The organism is Bradyrhizobium sp. SZCCHNR1053 (assembly GCF_032381235.1).
Classification (GTDB): Bacteria; Pseudomonadota; Alphaproteobacteria; order Rhizobiales; family Xanthobacteraceae; genus Bradyrhizobium.
Window position 1 is genome coordinate 1 of the sequence record NZ_JAUHJM010000015.1, and the last position, 15,731, is coordinate 15,731.

Genomic DNA, 15,731 nt, shown 5'->3' on the forward strand with positions numbered 1-15,731 from the left:
CTTGAACGGCCGATTCGTCATGCCCCCAAATCTTACCGTGAACACTGAGTTCTTGCCCAGCCTCGTCGGGCAAATCACCTGCACATTTCCGCGCGTCCCTGCTGCCGCATGAGGGGCGTTTCGCGACCGTCACGGATCGTTGGCAGTGGGATGCGATGGGCGTGTGTCGACGCAGCGTGAGCTTCTTGCGCGGACGAACGGCGAGGCACGCACGGTCAAGTCGCGCGGTCCTGATATCCCGACGCTGATATCAACTCATGTCGAAGCCTTCGCTTCGCGTGGGGATGGTGGCCAACAAGCCCGGCGCACCAGGGAGAACGCGAAGCAGCCGTTAAAACCAATCGCGCAGGGAGGGCCGGATGATCCGGCGCGTACCTGTGGTTCCTGCCGCCAGCATTTTCCTTCGCTGGCGGGCCATGGGTGCGGTCGGCACCCGGCTCTCCCTGCGCCCTCATGATTGAAGGGGGCGAGACGATCAGCACAGCTCGGGCGCAAAGCGCGCCGCGAGGCTGATAGGTCTTGCCCTAAACGAGAAAGACCACGGCGGTCATGGTGATCACTCAACACGAAGGCGGTGCCCACCCTCCCCTGGAGGGGGAGGGTCGCCTCACGGAGAGCGAAGCGAAACGTGAGGCGGGATGGGGTGATCTCTCCTCTGGCGCTGGCGTGCGTGGAGAGATCACCCCACCCCGCTCGCCCGCTTCGCGTGCGATCGACCCTCCCCCTCCAGGGGAGGGTGGAGGCTCGCAGCCGGCAGCGGCGGCTACATCACGGGCGTTGAAAGGAGGATTATCGGCTGGCTCGGGGACGAGCGTGTCGCTGATGTCCCGAAGACATCAGCTAAATCGATGCCACCCAATCAGATCCGGAGGCGCATCAGCGCCGTCGTCTGTCACAGAGTTCTGTGCGGGGGAGGTCACCACCAAAATGGTGCCCAGGAAAGGACTCGAACCTTCACGGCCGTTAAGCCACTGGCACCTGAAGCCAGCGCGTCTACCAATTCCGCCACCTGGGCATGGGGGCGCTGTGTACGGATCGAACGGGCGCTTGTCAAACCGCTGAACGCCCAAGATGACAATTTTTCTGAAGCCATGCGCAAAAACACGGCTCCCTTTTCCGCAGTGCGGACGATGGGCTATACAGCGGCCCAGGATGGCGGGCCGCGGGGTGCGAATCGCCGCTGACAGCTATCTCGTCCGGGGCGGACCGACCGCCCGGCAATCCCAGGACTCATTCCATGGCATCGAATCTGGACACATTGGTTACCGTCTTCGGCGGCTCCGGCTTCGTCGGACGCAACGTGGTCCGGGCGCTGGCCAAGCGCGACTATCGCATCCGCGTCGCGGTGCGCCGGCCGGAGCTCGCCGGCCACCTGCAGCCGCTTGGCCGGGTCGGCCAGATCCACGCCGTGCAGGCCAATCTGCGCTATCCCGACTCGGTCGCATCAGCGCTGCGTGACAGCCATGTCGCGATCAACCTCGTCGGCGTCCTGACCGAGAGCGGCGCGCAGACCTTCGAGGCCGTGCAGGCCGAGGGTGCCGCCACCGTCGCCAAGGCGGCCGCCGCCGCTGGCGCCCGCATGGTGCACGTCTCGGCGATCGGCGCCGACGCGGAGTCGGCCTCGAGCTATGCCCGCGCCAAGGCGGCCGGCGAGGCCGCCGTGCTGGCCGCGGTGCCCGAGGCCGTGATCATGCGTCCCTCGGTCGTGTTCGGCCCCGAGGACCAGTTCACCAACCGCTTTGCGGCGCTCGCGCGGATTTCGCCGTTCCTGCCGCTGATCGGCGGCGGCGAGACGAAGATGCAGCCCGTCTATGTCGGCGACGTCGCCACTGCGGTAGCCGATGCGGTCGACGGCAAGGCGCAGCCGGGCGCGACCTACGAGCTCGGCGGGCCCGAGGTGCTGAGCTTCCGGGAAATCCTGAAAATCATCCTCGACATCACCGATCGCGACCGCGCGCTGCTGCCGCTGCCGTTCGGGCTCGCCAAACTGCAGGCCGCAATCCTGCAGTTCGCGCCGGGGCCGCTGAAGCTGACGCCGGACCAGGTCGAGCTCTTGCGCCACGACAACGTGGTGTCGGAGGCGGCAAAGGCGGCCGGGCTGACCTTGCAGGGCCTCGGCATCACGCCTGACTCGCTCGAGGCGGTCGCCCCGCAATATCTCTGGCGCTTCCGTCCGTCCGGGCAGTTCCAGCGCAAGAACGCGTGAGGGTATCTGTAGGGTGGGCAAAGCGAAGCGTGCCCACCACCTTGCTTTGGCATGCTCGGTGAGAACGGTGGGCACGGCGCTGCGCGCCTTTGCCCACCCTACGCGATAACTACTTCCCCAGCGCCAGCGCGATCAGGCCCAGCGTGCCGACGATCACGCGCCACCAGGCAAACAGCACGAAGCCGTGGCGGGTGACGTAACCGAGGAAGGCCTTCACCACGATCATGGCGGTGATGAAGGAGACGACGAAGCCGATCGCGATGAGGCCGAGGTGATCGGACGTCATCTCGGCGCGGCTCTTGTAGAAGTCGTAGACGAAGGCGCCGACCATGGTCGGGATCGCCAGGAAGAAGGAGAACTCCGCGGCCGAGCGCTTGTCGCCGCCGAGCAGCATCGCCGCCACGATGGTGGCGCCGGAGCGCGACACGCCGGGGATCATCGCGAGGCACTGCGCGACGCCGATCCACAGATACATCATGAGCGGATAGCGCGTGGCGTCGTGCTCCCGCGGCTTGAGATCGATCTGATCGACCCACAGCAGGATGGCGCCGCCGACGATCAGCGAGAAGCACACGACCCAGGGATCGAACAGGAGCGCCTTGATGTACTTGCCGGCGATGAGGCCGATGATGACGGCGGGCAGGAAGGCGATCAGCACGCCGATGATGAATCGGCGGTCGTCAGCGTTCGACATCGCGCCGATGGCGACGCGCGACAGCTTGAAGAAGTACAGCGCGACGATGGCGAGGATGGCGCCGAGCTGGATCAGGATCGCAAAACTCTTCCAGAACCCCTCGTCGCCGAGCCCGAAGAAGCGTTCCGCCAGCAACAGATGGCCGGTCGAGGATACGGGAAGAAACTCGGTGACGCCCTCGATTATGCCGAGAAGCACCGCCCGCAGCGTATCTGACATCATTGATCGGATCCTGGATTGCCGGCAAAACGCGGCCCTTCTCGCCTATTCGGCTCCCGCCCGCAATTGCAAAAAGCGCTCGAACCGGCCACATCCGATGAATGAACCGGCGTGTGATCGGCCATGCGAATCAGAACGAGGCAATGCCGGACAGCGGATCGGGCGCGCTGATCGCTGTTCCCGAAAGCGCCGTTTCCCGCATGACCGCCCGTCGCCCTACTGCTTACACTTTCGCCGACCATGCGCTAATGGTCCGATTCGCGAGCGCACCCGCGCGCCGGTATCGGGACGAGGCGTCGGTGCGAACCGATGGTTGATTGTTCGTTAAGCGCCGTAGCCGCGGAATCGTCGAAAGGCTCCATGTACACGCTCTACCACCATCCCTTCTGCCCGCATTCACGCTTCGTCCGGCTGGTGCTCGGCGAATACGGGCTCGATCTGCGCCTGGTGGAGGAACGCGCCTGGGAGCGCCGCGAGGCGTTCCTCGTGCTCAATCCCGCGGCCACGACGCCGGTGCTGTCGGTCGAAGGCCTGCCGCCGGTGCCCGGTGTCGGCGTGATCGCCGAATTCATCGACGAGACCTGCGGGCCCGAGATGGGCGATCGCCGGCTGATGCCGGCGTCGGCGGCCGAGCGCGTCGAGGTGCGCCGGCTGATGGACTGGTTCAACACCAAGTTCTTCGAGGAGGCCTCGAACCTGCTGGTCACCGAGCGCATCTACAAGCGCTTCATGAGCGAGGAGGATGGCGGCGGGCCGCCATCGACCGACGTGATTCGCGCCGCCAAGACCAATGTGCGCTATCATCTCGCCTATATCGGCTGGCTGGCGCAGCGGCGCAATTTCCTGGCGGGCGACCGGCTGACCTATGCCGACCTGGCCGCCGCCGCGCATCTGTCGGCGATCGACTATCTGGGCGACGTGCCATGGATCGAGGACGACGCGGCGAAGGCATGGTACGCGCGGGTGAAGTCGCGGCCGTCGTTCCGGCCGCTGCTCTCCGACTGGCTGGCGGGCGTGCCGGCGTCGCGGACCTATGTGGACCTGGACTTCTGAGCGCCGATAGGCCCACGCCGGAGACGTTGAAGGCGGCGCTGGCCGCCGAGGCGCAACGGCTGGGCTTCGATGCCATCGGCATCACCGCCCCAGTCGTGAGCGCCGAGCGGGCCGCCGCGTTCGAACGCTTCCTCGCCGCCGGCCAGCACGGCGACATGGACTGGCTGGCGCGCGAGCCGTCCCGCCGCACTGATCCCACCACGTTGTGGTCGGAGGTCCGCAGCGTGGTCATGCTCGGCGTCAATTACGGCCCCGACGAGGATCCGCGCGCGGTCCTATCCCAGCGCGGCAACGCTGCGATTTCGGTCTATGCCCGCGGCGACGACTATCACGACGTCATCAAGAAGAACCTCAAGATGCTCGCCCGCTGGCTGGTCGCGCAATCCGGCGGCGACGTGAAGGTGTTCGTCGACACCGCGGCCGTCATGGAGAAGCCGCTGGCCGAAGCGGCCGGGCTCGGCTGGCAGGGCAAGCACACCAACCTGGTGTCACGCGGCTTCGGCTCCTGGCTGTTCCTCGGCGCCATCTACACCACGCTCGACCTGCCCGCCGATACGCCGGAGCGCGATCATTGCGGCTCGTGCCGGGCCTGCCTCGACAGCTGCCCAACCGCGGCGTTTCCGGGACCTTACAGCCTCGACGCACGGCGCTGCATTTCGTATCTGACGATCGAGAACAAGGGGCCGATCCCGCGCGAGTTCCGCAAGGCGCTGGGCAACCGCATCTACGGCTGCGACGACTGCCTCGCTGCCTGTCCATGGAACAAGTTCGCGCAAGCGGGGCGCGAGGCGAAGCTGGCAGCCCGCGAATCGCTGCGGTCCCCCGATCTCGCCGAGCTGGCTGCGCTCGACGACGCCGCGTTTCGCGCACTGTTCACGAAATCGCCGATCAAGCGCGTCGGCCGCGACCGCTTCCTGCGCAACGTGCTGATCGCGATCGGCAACTCCGGCGATGCGGCGCTGACGCCGGCCGCCGAACGGCTTGCCGCCGATCCGAGTCCACTGGTGCGCGGCGCCGCCGCCTGGGCGCTCGCGCGGCTGCTCGACGACGCCGCCTTCGCGCGACGTGCGGAGGCGGCGCTGACGTCAGAGACCGACGAGAGCGTCCGCGCGGAATGGCAAGCCCGATGCTGAAGCGGGCCGCCTCAGCCCATCTCACCGACCGCGGCCAGCATACGCGCGATGTCCTGCGGACGCGACAGCCGGTGGTCGCCGTCCTGGATCATGGTCAGCACCACGTCTTCGGCCGGCAGGCGGTGGGTCAGTGCGAACGCGTGCTGCCAGGGGACGTCCGGGTCCTGCGCGCCCTGCAGGATGCGCACCGGGCAGCCGACCTTGATGGCACCGCCGAGCAGGAGATGATTGCGCCCGTCCTCGATCAGCGCCCTGGTGATGGGATAGGGCTCGCCATACTCCGACGGACGCATCCAGACGCCCTTGGACTCGATCTCGGTCCGGACCGCCGGCGGGAAGCCCTTCCACATCAGCTCCTCGGTGAAATCGGGCGCCGGGGCGATCAGGACCAGGCCAGCCAGCGTCGCCTCCGCCGGGTCCTTGAGCAGCTCGCGCGCCAGCAGCAGCGCCATCCAGCCGCCCATCGAGGAACCGATCACGACCTGCGGTCCGCGGCAGATTTGCCGGAACACCGCGACGCTCTCCTCGAGCCAGCGGCCGATGGTGCCGTCGACGAAGCGGCCGCCGGATTCACCGTGACCGGAATAGTCGAAACGGACGCAGGCGCGGCCGCGCTCGGCGGCCCAGACGTCGAGCGCCAGCGCCTTGGTGCCTTTCATGTCGGAATTGAAGCCACCGAGCCAGAACAGCCCGGGCGGGCGGCCTGGCCGCGCCCGCACCGCGATCCGGCGCGACGATTCGCCCGCGCCGACGGTGACGAAGACGGGCGTATCGGCATTTTCTACAGCAGGGTTCATGGATCGTTACTCGATTTCGGGGGCTGTGTGGGCGAACCAGCCGGTCGCGTCAATCCGCTCGACCGGGCGCTGCCGCTTGCGAAAGGGCCCCGCGCACTCTATGTCCGCGAGCGGAGCCACGAGGCCTCGAAAGTGCGGTTTTGATCGCCATTCTTGGCCATGTGGTCCCTTTGGGGGAATGCACGGCCGCGCCGAAGTCCTGCGCGTGCGACGCAAGAGCCATGACGGCCGGATGTTAATTCGACGCACGGGACGCCAGCTGTCTTGCCCGCGAGGGCATCTTCCTTCAAAATAGTCGCCTTCTTCCACAACCTTGGAGAACTACCCATTCGCCGCCCCAATCGAGCCCCGCCCGCTGCCGTCAAAGACGGGCCGCGCACAAATGATGAGATTCGCAATGCGCAGATCCAGCTGATCGATTCAGAAGGTACCAACCGCGGCACTGTCGAGACCGTGGTTGCGATCAAGATGGCCGCTGATGCCGGCATGGATCTGGTCGAGATTTCGCCGAACAACAATCCTCCCGTCTGTAAGATCATGGACTACGGGAAGTACAAGTATTCGGCGCAGAAGAAGGCCGCCGAGGCCCGCAAGAAGCAGAAGGTCGTCGAGATCAAGGAGATCAAGCTCCGCCCGATGATCGATGATCACGACTACGACGTGAAGATGCGGGCGATGCAGCGCTTCTTCGAAGAGGGCGACAAGGTCAAGATCACACTGCGCTATCGCGGCCGCGAAATGGCGCACCAGGAGATCGGCACCAAGTTGCTCGACAAGGTCAAGTCCGACGTCGCGGCTTTCGCCAAGGTCGAGCAGGACGCGCGGTTCGAGGGACGCCAGGTGGTCATGGTTCTGGCCCCGCGCTAGTCGCCAGCCACCGACGCACCAAACCGAGCCCGCCACACGTCTGGCGGGCTTTTCTCTTGAGGCCCCCGTCAGAACCGCTCTTTGCGGGCGCGGATCAGGACCTGCCACCGCCCGCTGCAGCTGCCGGAGGAGCCTTTGCGGCTCCACCGAACGGAGCCGGCCGGTGCCGGTGGCCGAGGGCCGCCCTGGGATACCTGTACCCGCGGCTCGCATGTCGGCTGACCATGTCGGCTGACCATGGCTCGGACGAGCCGATTCGGCGGTTCAGCGTTGCCAAGAGCCACCGTCTCTGGCATAAGCGCGGCCTTCGTCGCCCGGCTGATCAAGGGCTGCCGTGGCGATGTCCCTGTGCGGGTGGATCCTTGTTTGGACCCAATACCTGAGCACAACCAACGCTCTAACGAGCATTTTCGCCTGATGGCGCCGCTTTAGCGGGCGGCTTGCCGTTGGCATGAAGGAGAGCCAAATGCCCAAGCTGAAGACCAAATCCGGCGCCAAAAAGCGCTTCAAGGTGACTGCCACCGGCAAAGTGATGCACGCCCAGCGCGGCAAGCGCCACGGCATGATCAAGCGGACGAAGAAGCAGATCCGGCAGCTGCGCGGCACCCGCGTGCTGTTCAAGACCGACGGCGACAACGTCAAGAAGTACTTCTTGCCGAACGCCTGACCGGCCTCTCGCTTCCGAAACCCTGGCCGCCTCCAAGCCGCGGCTGATCGTCATCTCTGAATCCAAGGATACCCGGCATGTCTCGCGTCAAACGCGGTGTGACCGCCCACGCCAAGCACAAGAAAGTCTTCAAGGCCGCCAAGGGCTATTACGGCCGCCGCAAGAACACGATCCGCACCGCCAAGCAGGCCGTCGAGAAGGCCGGCCAGTATGCGTTCCGCGATCGCAAGCGCAAGAAGCGCACCTTCCGCGCGCTCTGGATCCAGCGCCTGAACGCCGCTGTGCGTCCGTTCGAGCTGACCTACAGCCGATTTATCGACGGCCTGTCCAAGTCCGGCATCACCGTCGACCGCAAGGTGCTGTCGGATCTCGCGATCAACGAGCCCGCCGCGTTCCAGGCGATCGTTGAGAAGGCCAAGGCGGCGCTCGCCGCCTGATCGCCCTTCCTCATCGCGAGGACTGCAAAGCGGCCGACGATCTCGGCCGCTTTTTGCTGTTCGGCGACATCGATCCTTTCGCTTGACCCCTGTCGCCCGCGCGGCGACAACCCAGCCGCCTTTGTCCCGCGGAGATTTTGACCGTGTCCGACCTCGCCTCGCTCGAGACCTCGATCCTCGACCAGATCGCCACCGCCGGCGATGAAGCCGCGCTGGAAGCCGTGCGCGTCGCCGCCCTCGGCAAGAAGGGCTCGATCTCGGCGCTGCTGGCCACCCTCGGCAAGATGTCGCCGGACGAGCGCAAAACGCAGGGTGCTGCGATCAACCTTGCCAAGGACAAGGTCACGCAGGCGCTCACCGCGCGCCGCGAGGTGCTCAGGGCCGCTGCGCTGGACGCGCGGCTCGCGGCCGAGACCATCGACGTCACCCTGCCGCTGCAGGATTCGCCGGCCGAGACCGGCCGCATCCATCCGCTCAGCCAGGTGATGGACGAATTGACCACGATTTTCGCCGACATGGGCTTCTCGATCGCGGAGGGCCCCGATGTCGAGACCGACGACTACAACTTCACCAAGCTGAACTTCCCGGAAGGCCATCCGGCGCGGGAGATGCACGACACGTTCTTCTTCAATCCGAAGCCGGACGGCTCGCGCATGCTGCTGCGGACCCACACCTCGCCGGTGCAGGTGCGGACCATGCTGAGCCAGAAGCCGCCGATCCGCGTGATCTGCCCGGGCCGCACCTACCGCATCGATTCGGACGCGACCCACACGCCGCAATTCCACCAGGTCGAAGGCCTCGTCATCGACAAGGGCTCGCATCTCGGCCACCTCAAATGGATCCTGCACGAGTTCTGCAAGGCGTTCTTCGAGGTCGACCACATCAACATGAAATTCCGGCCGTCGTTCTTCCCGTTCACCGAGCCGTCGCTCGAGGTCGATATCCAGTGCCGCCGCGACAAGGGCGAGATCCGCTTCGGCGAAGGCGAGGACTGGCTGGAGATTCTCGGCTGCGGCATGGTGCATCCGAACGTGCTGCGCGCCTGTGGCATCGATCCCGACGAGTACCAGGGCTTCGCCTGGGGCATGGGCATCGACCGCATCGCGATGCTGAAATACGGCATGAGCGATCTGCGCCAGCTGTTCGAAGGCGACGTCCGCTGGCTGTCGCACTACGGCTTCAAGCCGCTGGATGTGCCGACGCTCGCGGGGGGATTGAGCGCGTGAGCGTTGCCGGCCTCGCTGTCTCCGCTCGGGCGGTAGGACTCCCTCTCCCGCTTGCGGGGGAGAGCTGGATCCCCCGCGCGCGCGCTTCGACAACCACCGGTTTCTCCGTTCCCTCCCCCCTTGTGGGGGAGGGTCAGGGAGGGGGGTAGCCCCGGATGCCGCACGCAGTTGTCAGCGAGCGCCATCGCCGCCGGGCGAAGCAACTTCGCCAGGCGATGACGCGCGCCGAGACACTGCTCTGGCGCTACATCAAGGCGAACCGGATCGATGGCGCCAGCTTTCGCCGCCAAGTCCCGTTTCGTAACTACATTGCTGACTTCGTCTGCTTCTCGGCAAAGCTTGTCATCGAACTCGACGGGGAATCGCATGATTTCGCCGAACGGCAGGCAAGAGACGCCCAACGCGACGCGTTCTTCGCAGCCGAAGGCTTTGAAGTCCACCGCTTCACCAACGAGCAGGTGACTTCGAACTTGGAAGGCGTCGTTGAAGCCAGCCGTCAGGCTCTCGCCGTCCGCGCCCGTGGCTTACCCCCCTCCCCAACCCTCCCCCACAAGGGGGGAGGGAGCGGAGAGAGCTGTGCAAGCGGCCAAGACGGCACATACGAAGCCAACACACACGATACAAACACCAGCAAGATCCGAGGCATGCAGCCATGAAATTCACCTTGTCCTGGCTGAAGGACCATCTCGACACAGACGAGTCGGTCGAGACGCTCGCCAACAAGCTCACGATGATCGGCCTCGAGGTCGAGCATCTCGAGGACAAAGCGAAGCTGCTCGCGCCCTATCGAATCGCGCGCGTCGTTTCCGCCGAGCAGCACCCGAACGCCGACCGCTTACGCGTCTGCATGGTCGACACCGGTGACGGTGGCGCGCCGGTGCAGGTGGTGTGCGGCGCGCCGAACGCGCGCGCGGGCCTTGTGTCGGTGTTCTCGCCGCCCGGCACCTACATCCCCGGCAAGAACATCACGCTCTCGGTCGGCACGATCCGCGGCGTCGAGAGCCGTGGCATGCTGTGCTCGGCGGCCGAGCTGCAGATTTCCGACGATCACGACGGCATCATGGAGCTGCCGGCGGATGCGCCGATCGGCACTCCTTACGCGGAGTGGGCCGGCCTCGGCGATCCCATGTTCGAGATCAACCTGACGCCGAACCGCCAAGATTGCACCGGCGTGCACGGCATCGCCCGCGACCTCGCCGCCGCCGACATGGGCAAGCTGAAGGACCCCGGCATCAAGCCGGCGAAGGGCGAGCTCCCCTGCCCGGTGAAGGTCACGGTCGAGGACGAGAAGCTTTGTCCGGGCTTCGCGCTGCGACTGGTGCGCGGCGTCAAGAACGGCCCGTCGCCGAAGTGGCTGCAGCAGCGCCTGACATCGATCGGCCTGCGCCCGATCAACGCGCTGGTCGACATCACCAACTACATGACCTTCGACCGCGCGCGTCCGCTGCACGTGTTCGACGCCAAGAAGGTGAGGGGCAATCTGGTCGTCCGCCGCGCGCGTGACGGCGAGACCTTGCTCGCGCTCGACGGCCGGACCTACACGCTCGACCATTCGATGTGCGTCATCGCCGACGATTCCGGCGTCGAATCGCTCGCCGGCATCATGGGCGGCGAAGCCTCCGGCTGCGACGAAGGCACCACCGACGTGCTGATCGAATCGGCGCTGTGGAACGAGATCAACATCGCCCAGACCGGCCGCAAGCTCGGCATCAATTCCGACGCGCGCTACCGCTTCGAGCGCGGCGTCGATCCGGCCTTCATGGTGCCGGGCCTGGAGATGGCGACCAGGCTCGTGCTCGAGCTGTGCGGCGGCACGCCGTCGGAGACCGTCGTCGTCGGCAATCCGTTTGGTGATGACCGTATCATCGATTTCCCACTGACCGAGGTGAAGCGGCTGGCGGGCATCGAGGTGCCGCTGACCGAGATGCGGCGAATCCTGACGCATCTCGGCTTCGTGGTCGCCGGCAACGGCCCGGTGGTGAAGGTCGCGGTGCCCTCCTGGCGCAGCGACGTGCATGGCAAGGCTGATATCGTCGAGGAGGTCGTGCGCATCGTTGGCGTCGACAAGGTGCCGATGACGCCGTTCGAGCGCGGCGATGCCCCGCGAAAGCCGGTGTTGACGCCGATCCAGCTGCGCACCCGGCGCGCCAAGCGCGCGCTGGCTGCGCGCGGCATGGTCGAGGCCGTGACCTGGTCGTTCATCTCCAAGCCGGCGGCCGAATTGTTCGGCGGCGGCAAGGCCGAGCTCGCGCTTGCCAATCCGATCGCCGCCGATCTATCGGACATGCGCCCGAGCCTCTTGCCGGGCCTGATCGCGACGGTGCAGGCCAATGCCGATCGCGGCTTCGGCGATGCGGCGATCTTCGAGGTCGGGCAGGTCTTCAAGGACGATGGCCCCGCGGATCAGTTCGTGGCCGCGAGTGGTATTCGCCTTGGCATCGCGTCGTCGAAGGGACTCGGCCGGCATTGGACCGGATCGCAGGCGGCCAGCGCCTATGACGCGAAGGCCGATGCGCTCGCCGTACTCGCGGCGGCTGGCGCGCCGATGGCGTCGCTGCAGATCGTCGCCGGCGGCCCCGCCTGGATGCATCCCGGCCGTTCCGGCACGATCCAGATGGGACCGCAGAACGTGCTCGGCCATTTCGGCGAGCTGCATCCGCGCGCGCTGGAGGCGCTGAAGGCCGACGGACCTCTGGTCGCTTTCGAGGTCACCCTCGATCGCATCCCAGCCGCGAAGGCGAAACCGACGCGGGCCAAGCCCGTGCTGGAGCTCTCGGCATTCCAGCCGGTGTCGCGCGACTTTGCCTTCATCGTCGACCGCAAGGTCAAGGCCGGCGACATCGTGCGCGCCGCGCAGGGCGTCGACAAGAAGCTGATCACCGATGTCACCGTGTTCGACGTCTACGAGGGCAAGGGCATCGAGGACGGCAGGAAGTCGGTGGCGATCGCGGTGACCCTGCAGCCGCGCGACAAGACGATGACCGACGAGGAGATCGACGCCGTGGCAGCGAAGATCACCGCGGACGTCGCCAAGAAGACCGGCGGCACGTTGCGCGGATGAGCCTGTCAGGGCTCATTCCCGCCGATCTCAGCCTGTACGCGACGGTCGCGGTGGCGATCGTCGCCTTCATCGCAGCGACCGCGCGCGGCTTCTCCGGCTTTGGCGCGGCGCTGATCTTCATGCCGCTGGCGAGCAGCTTTGCGACGCCGCGGCTCGTCGCGCCCCTGCTGCTGGTGATCGATTTCGTGTCGATGGCCCCGACGGTGCCCGCAGCCTGGCGTGAGGCCGACCGCGGAGCCACCGCGGTGATCGTCGCCGGCGCATTGGTGGGCGTGCCGCTCGGCACCTGGTTTCTCACCCGGCTTGATCCGGTGACCGTGCGCTGGATCATCACTGGCTTCGTCGTCGTGCTGCTCGCATTGCTGATCTCCGGCTGGCGCTATCGCGGCAAGGACTACGCCGCGCTCTCGGTTGCGGTCGGCGCCGTCTCGGGATTCTGCAGCGGCGTGGCCCAGACCGGTGGGCCGCCGATCGTCGGCTACTGGCTCGGACGCCCGATCCCGCCGAAGATCGCGCGGGCGAATATCGTCCTGTTCTTCGGCGCGTCGGATTGCTTCGCCATGGTCAGCTACGCGGCCAGCGGCCTGATCACCTGGGATTCGCTCAGGCTCTCGCTGCTGATCGGCCCGGTCTATGCGCTCGGCGTGGCGCTGGGCGCATCGCTGTTCGGCCGCGCCAGCGAGCACGTGTTCCGCGTCATTTGCTACGCGCTGATCGCGATCGCCGTGATCGCCGGCCTGCCGGCCCTCGACGGCGTGCTCGGCCGCGGTTAACCTATCTGCAGGGATGCAGACAGCGAGGACGCGCCGTGATCGATCGTCGAACGATGCTCAAGCTCGCGTTGGCAACAGCCGGCACTGTTGCGATGCCCCCGGTGTTCGCGCAAGGCACGAAGACCGGCACGCGGATCGTCTTCCTCGGCACCAAAGGCGGCCCGCGCGTCGGCATCGGCGCCTCCAATCCGGCCAACCTCGTCGTCGTCAACGGCACGCCGTTTGTGATCGACTGCGGCATGGGCGTCAGTCGCCAGCTCGTCAATGCCGGCGTTCCGATCCCGTCGGTGAAGTACATCCTGATCAGCCATCACCACTCCGATCACAATCTCGAATACGGCAATCTGTTCTACAACGCCTGGGCCGCAGGATTGTCGACGCCGATCCAGTCGTTCGGACCCAAGGGCCTGGAGGCGATGACCAGGAGCTTCTGGGAAACTAACAAGTTCGACGTCGACACCCGCATCGCGGACGAAGGCCGGCCAGATCCGCGGCCACTCCTGGTCGCGAAGGATATCGACACGGACGGCGTCGTGCTGAAGACGGCGGACGTGACGGTGACCGCGTTCCGCACGCCACATCCGCCGATCACCGACAACTTCGCGTACAAGTTCGAGACGCCCGACGGCACGATCGTGTTCTCGAGCGACACGGCCTATAACCCGAAGCTTGCAGAGTTTGCCAAGGGCGCCGACGTGCTCGTGCATGAATGCCTCTATGTGCCCGCGGTCGATCGGCTGGTCGCCAAGACGAAGAACGGCTCGACGCTGAAGAAGCACCTGCTCGAAAGCCATACGACGACCGAAGACGTCGGACGCATCGCCGCGGCAGCAGATGTGAAAGTGCTGGTGCTCAGCCACTTCGTTCCCGGCGACGATCCCGAGGTGACCGACGACGACTGGACCCGCGACGTGAGGAAGAACTACTCGGGCCGTATCATCGTCGCCAAGGACCTGTTGGAGCTGAAGCTGCCGGTGTAGCTCGCGCAGGCTGGGCAAAGCTGCCGGAAGGCGGCAGCGTGCCCACCGTCGATCGGCGAACTCATCAGCTTGATGGTGGGCACGGCGCCCCTACGATCTCGAACATGGAGAGAGCACGGCTGCGCCTTTGCCCCCACCCTACAGGCACCGCGATCCAATCCGGCTCAATCCTCCGGCGACGCCGACCGCACCTTGCCGCGACGGCGCGGCCGTTGCCGTTCGTTCGCCCGTTCCGGCTCGGGATCCTTCAACGCGCCGATCCGGCGCAGCGCGGCTTCGGCGGCGCGCTCGCCGGAGTCCCAGGCGCCGTCGACCGTGCCCCACAGCGTTTCGTGCGTCGCCTCTCCCGCCAGGAACAGCGGACCGAGGGGTTCACCGAGGATCTTGCGGGCGCCCTGGCTGCCGGGCGTGGCCGCCGACATCGCGCCGAGCACGCCCGGCACCTGGTTCCAGCGCGTGGCTGCGGACGACTTCACCGCTGCGGCGGCTTCACTTCCAAACAGCTTGCCGATCCACTCCCTGGCGAAATCGGACATCGCCGCCTCGCCCTGCGCTGATAGTTCGCGGCCGAAGGCGCCGGCAACATCGACGGTACAAAGCGACGACCCACCGATATTGGCGAGCAGCAGACCCGTGCGGTTGGAATTGCTCTGCTCGATGATGACCTCGTCCCGAGACAGGCCGAGCGGATTGCCCGCAAGCATCAGCGCAATGTGATCGTAGCTGCCGAGGCTGAGCTTGGCGGCGGCGTCGAGCTGCCGCTTCGGCAGCTCGGGCGCGAACTTGATGGCGCCTGACGTCAGCACGTTGGTGGACACCGTGAGGATGACGGCGCGCGTCGCGATTCGCCCCGCCGGCGTCTCCACCGCGACCTCTCGGTTGGTCCACACGACGCGCGTTGCCGGAGTCGACAGCGATGACGGCAGCGATTCGCCGAGCTTGGCGAGGAACGTGCCCAGCCCCTGCCGACAGGCCAGCGGCGCGCTGCGATCCTGTGCGCGCGCCTTGTCCATCGCGGAGAGATCGGCGAGATCCTTTCCGGTCGCGCTGGCGCCGAGCACGAACGCGGTGGTGCTGGTCCAGTCGCCCAGATCTTTCGGCAGCGCCGCGGCGCAGGAGGTATCGAGCTTGCCGCGTGCCGCCTCGTCGACGGCGCGATTGGCGCGCACCAGCCCGGCCAGGAACTGCTCAGTCTCGCCGGGCCGCGCATTGCGCCGACCGACACGGATCTTCTGCCCGACGGGAGCTGCGACGAGATCGAGTCCGACACCGCGCACGAGCCTGCTGATCGGATTGCTGTCGGCGTTGAGCAGCCAGCGGGCGCCGCGATCGAACGGCACGCCGAAGGTGGCGACATCCGTGCTGCAACGGCCGCCGAGCCGCGGCGAGGCCTCCAGCACCACGACCTTGCGGTTGGCGGCAACGATCCGGCGAGCCGCAGCGATTCCCGCCGCACCCGCCCCGATCACGACAATGTCAGCCTCGCGCGGAACAGCCGGCTGCGCGGCGCGGCCTGAGATGGGCAGCGCGGCCAGCGCCGCGGAAGCGGAGAGGAAGCCGCGGCGCGTGAAGTTCATGACATGGTTTCCGAAAGCTTTGAACGAAACGAATGGCCACC

General features: G+C 66.5%; 14 protein-coding genes and 1 tRNA gene. 11 read left to right on the top strand and 4 right to left on the bottom strand.

Annotated features, from left to right (window positions below):
• Positions 1-928: 928 nt before the first annotated feature.
• Positions 929-1,015, bottom strand: a tRNA-Leu gene (locus tag QX051_RS26270).
• A 222-nt stretch (positions 1,016-1,237) separates the two neighbouring features.
• Here QX051_RS26270 and QX051_RS26275 point away from each other — a divergent pair.
• A complete protein-coding gene (locus QX051_RS26275) occupies positions 1,238-2,206 on the top strand; it encodes a complex I NDUFA9 subunit family protein (protein WP_315778123.1) in 969 nt (322 codons plus the stop codon).
• Between the two features lie 109 nt (positions 2,207-2,315).
• Here the strand turns inward: QX051_RS26275 and QX051_RS26280 are convergent, their stop codons facing one another.
• The gene (locus QX051_RS26280) at positions 2,316-3,122 is read right to left on the bottom strand and encodes an undecaprenyl-diphosphate phosphatase (protein WP_315740364.1); all 807 of its coding nucleotides are present in this window, start codon (positions 3,120-3,122) and stop codon (positions 2,316-2,318) included.
• Positions 3,123-3,479: 357 nt separating this feature from the next.
• Between QX051_RS26280 and QX051_RS26285 the strand changes: the two genes are divergently transcribed.
• Together QX051_RS26285 and queG are read left to right on the top strand one after the other, a co-directional pair.
• The gene (locus tag QX051_RS26285; protein ID WP_315758183.1) at positions 3,480-4,172 is read left to right on the top strand and encodes a glutathione S-transferase family protein; all 693 of its coding nucleotides are present in this window, start codon (positions 3,480-3,482) and stop codon (positions 4,170-4,172) included.
• Positions 4,121-5,305, top strand: coding sequence for a tRNA epoxyqueuosine(34) reductase QueG (gene queG / locus QX051_RS26290; protein WP_315778211.1), 1,185 nt, complete (start codon positions 4,121-4,123; stop codon positions 5,303-5,305). Before QX051_RS26285 ends, queG begins: the two co-directional genes overlap by 52 nt.
• 11 nt (positions 5,306-5,316) lie before the next feature.
• Here queG and QX051_RS26295 read toward each other — a convergent pair whose 3' ends face one another.
• Positions 5,317-6,102: an alpha/beta hydrolase gene (locus QX051_RS26295; protein ID WP_315778124.1), complete on the bottom strand. Its 786-nt coding sequence runs from the start codon at positions 6,100-6,102 to the stop codon at positions 5,317-5,319.
• A gap of 327 nt (positions 6,103-6,429) precedes the next feature.
• Between QX051_RS26295 and infC the strand changes: the two genes are divergently transcribed.
• The 8 genes from infC (at position 6,430) to QX051_RS26335 (ending at position 14,113) form a co-directional block, all read left to right on the top strand.
• On the top strand, positions 6,430-6,969 hold the full coding sequence (gene infC / locus QX051_RS26300; RefSeq protein WP_315740503.1) for a translation initiation factor IF-3: 540 nt from the start codon (positions 6,430-6,432) through the stop codon (positions 6,967-6,969).
• Between the two features lie 466 nt (positions 6,970-7,435).
• Positions 7,436-7,636, top strand: coding sequence for a 50S ribosomal protein L35 (gene rpmI / locus QX051_RS26305; protein WP_008539890.1), 201 nt, complete (start codon positions 7,436-7,438; stop codon positions 7,634-7,636).
• Positions 7,637-7,713: 77 nt separating this feature from the next.
• Positions 7,714-8,073, top strand: a complete 360-nt coding sequence (rplT, locus tag QX051_RS26310) for a 50S ribosomal protein L20 (protein ID WP_012040570.1) — start codon at positions 7,714-7,716, stop codon at positions 8,071-8,073.
• 143 nt (positions 8,074-8,216) lie between these two features.
• Complete coding sequence (gene pheS, locus QX051_RS26315; RefSeq protein WP_315778125.1) at positions 8,217-9,299, top strand: phenylalanine--tRNA ligase subunit alpha; 1,083 nt, start codon at positions 8,217-8,219, stop codon at positions 9,297-9,299.
• 155 nt (positions 9,300-9,454) lie between these two features.
• Positions 9,455-9,955: an endonuclease domain-containing protein gene (locus tag QX051_RS26320; protein WP_315778126.1), complete on the top strand. Its 501-nt coding sequence runs from the start codon at positions 9,455-9,457 to the stop codon at positions 9,953-9,955.
• Entirely contained in the window at positions 9,952-12,360 is a 2,409-nt protein-coding gene (pheT, locus tag QX051_RS26325; RefSeq protein ID WP_315778127.1) for a phenylalanine--tRNA ligase subunit beta, read from the top strand. Before QX051_RS26320 ends, pheT begins: the two co-directional genes overlap by 4 nt.
• Positions 12,357-13,133 (top strand): sulfite exporter TauE/SafE family protein, encoded by a 777-nt coding sequence (locus QX051_RS26330; RefSeq protein WP_315778128.1) that lies wholly within the window; start codon positions 12,357-12,359, stop codon positions 13,131-13,133. The genes pheT and QX051_RS26330 overlap by 4 nt, the downstream gene beginning before the upstream one ends.
• Before the next feature lie 35 nt (positions 13,134-13,168).
• Positions 13,169-14,113, top strand: a complete 945-nt coding sequence (locus QX051_RS26335) for an MBL fold metallo-hydrolase (RefSeq protein ID WP_315778129.1) — start codon at positions 13,169-13,171, stop codon at positions 14,111-14,113.
• 164 nt (positions 14,114-14,277) lie between these two features.
• Here QX051_RS26335 and QX051_RS26340 read toward each other — a convergent pair whose 3' ends face one another.
• Positions 14,278-15,690 (bottom strand): flavin monoamine oxidase family protein, encoded by a 1,413-nt coding sequence (locus QX051_RS26340; RefSeq protein WP_315778130.1) that lies wholly within the window; start codon positions 15,688-15,690, stop codon positions 14,278-14,280.
• Positions 15,691-15,731 lie beyond the last annotated feature (41 nt).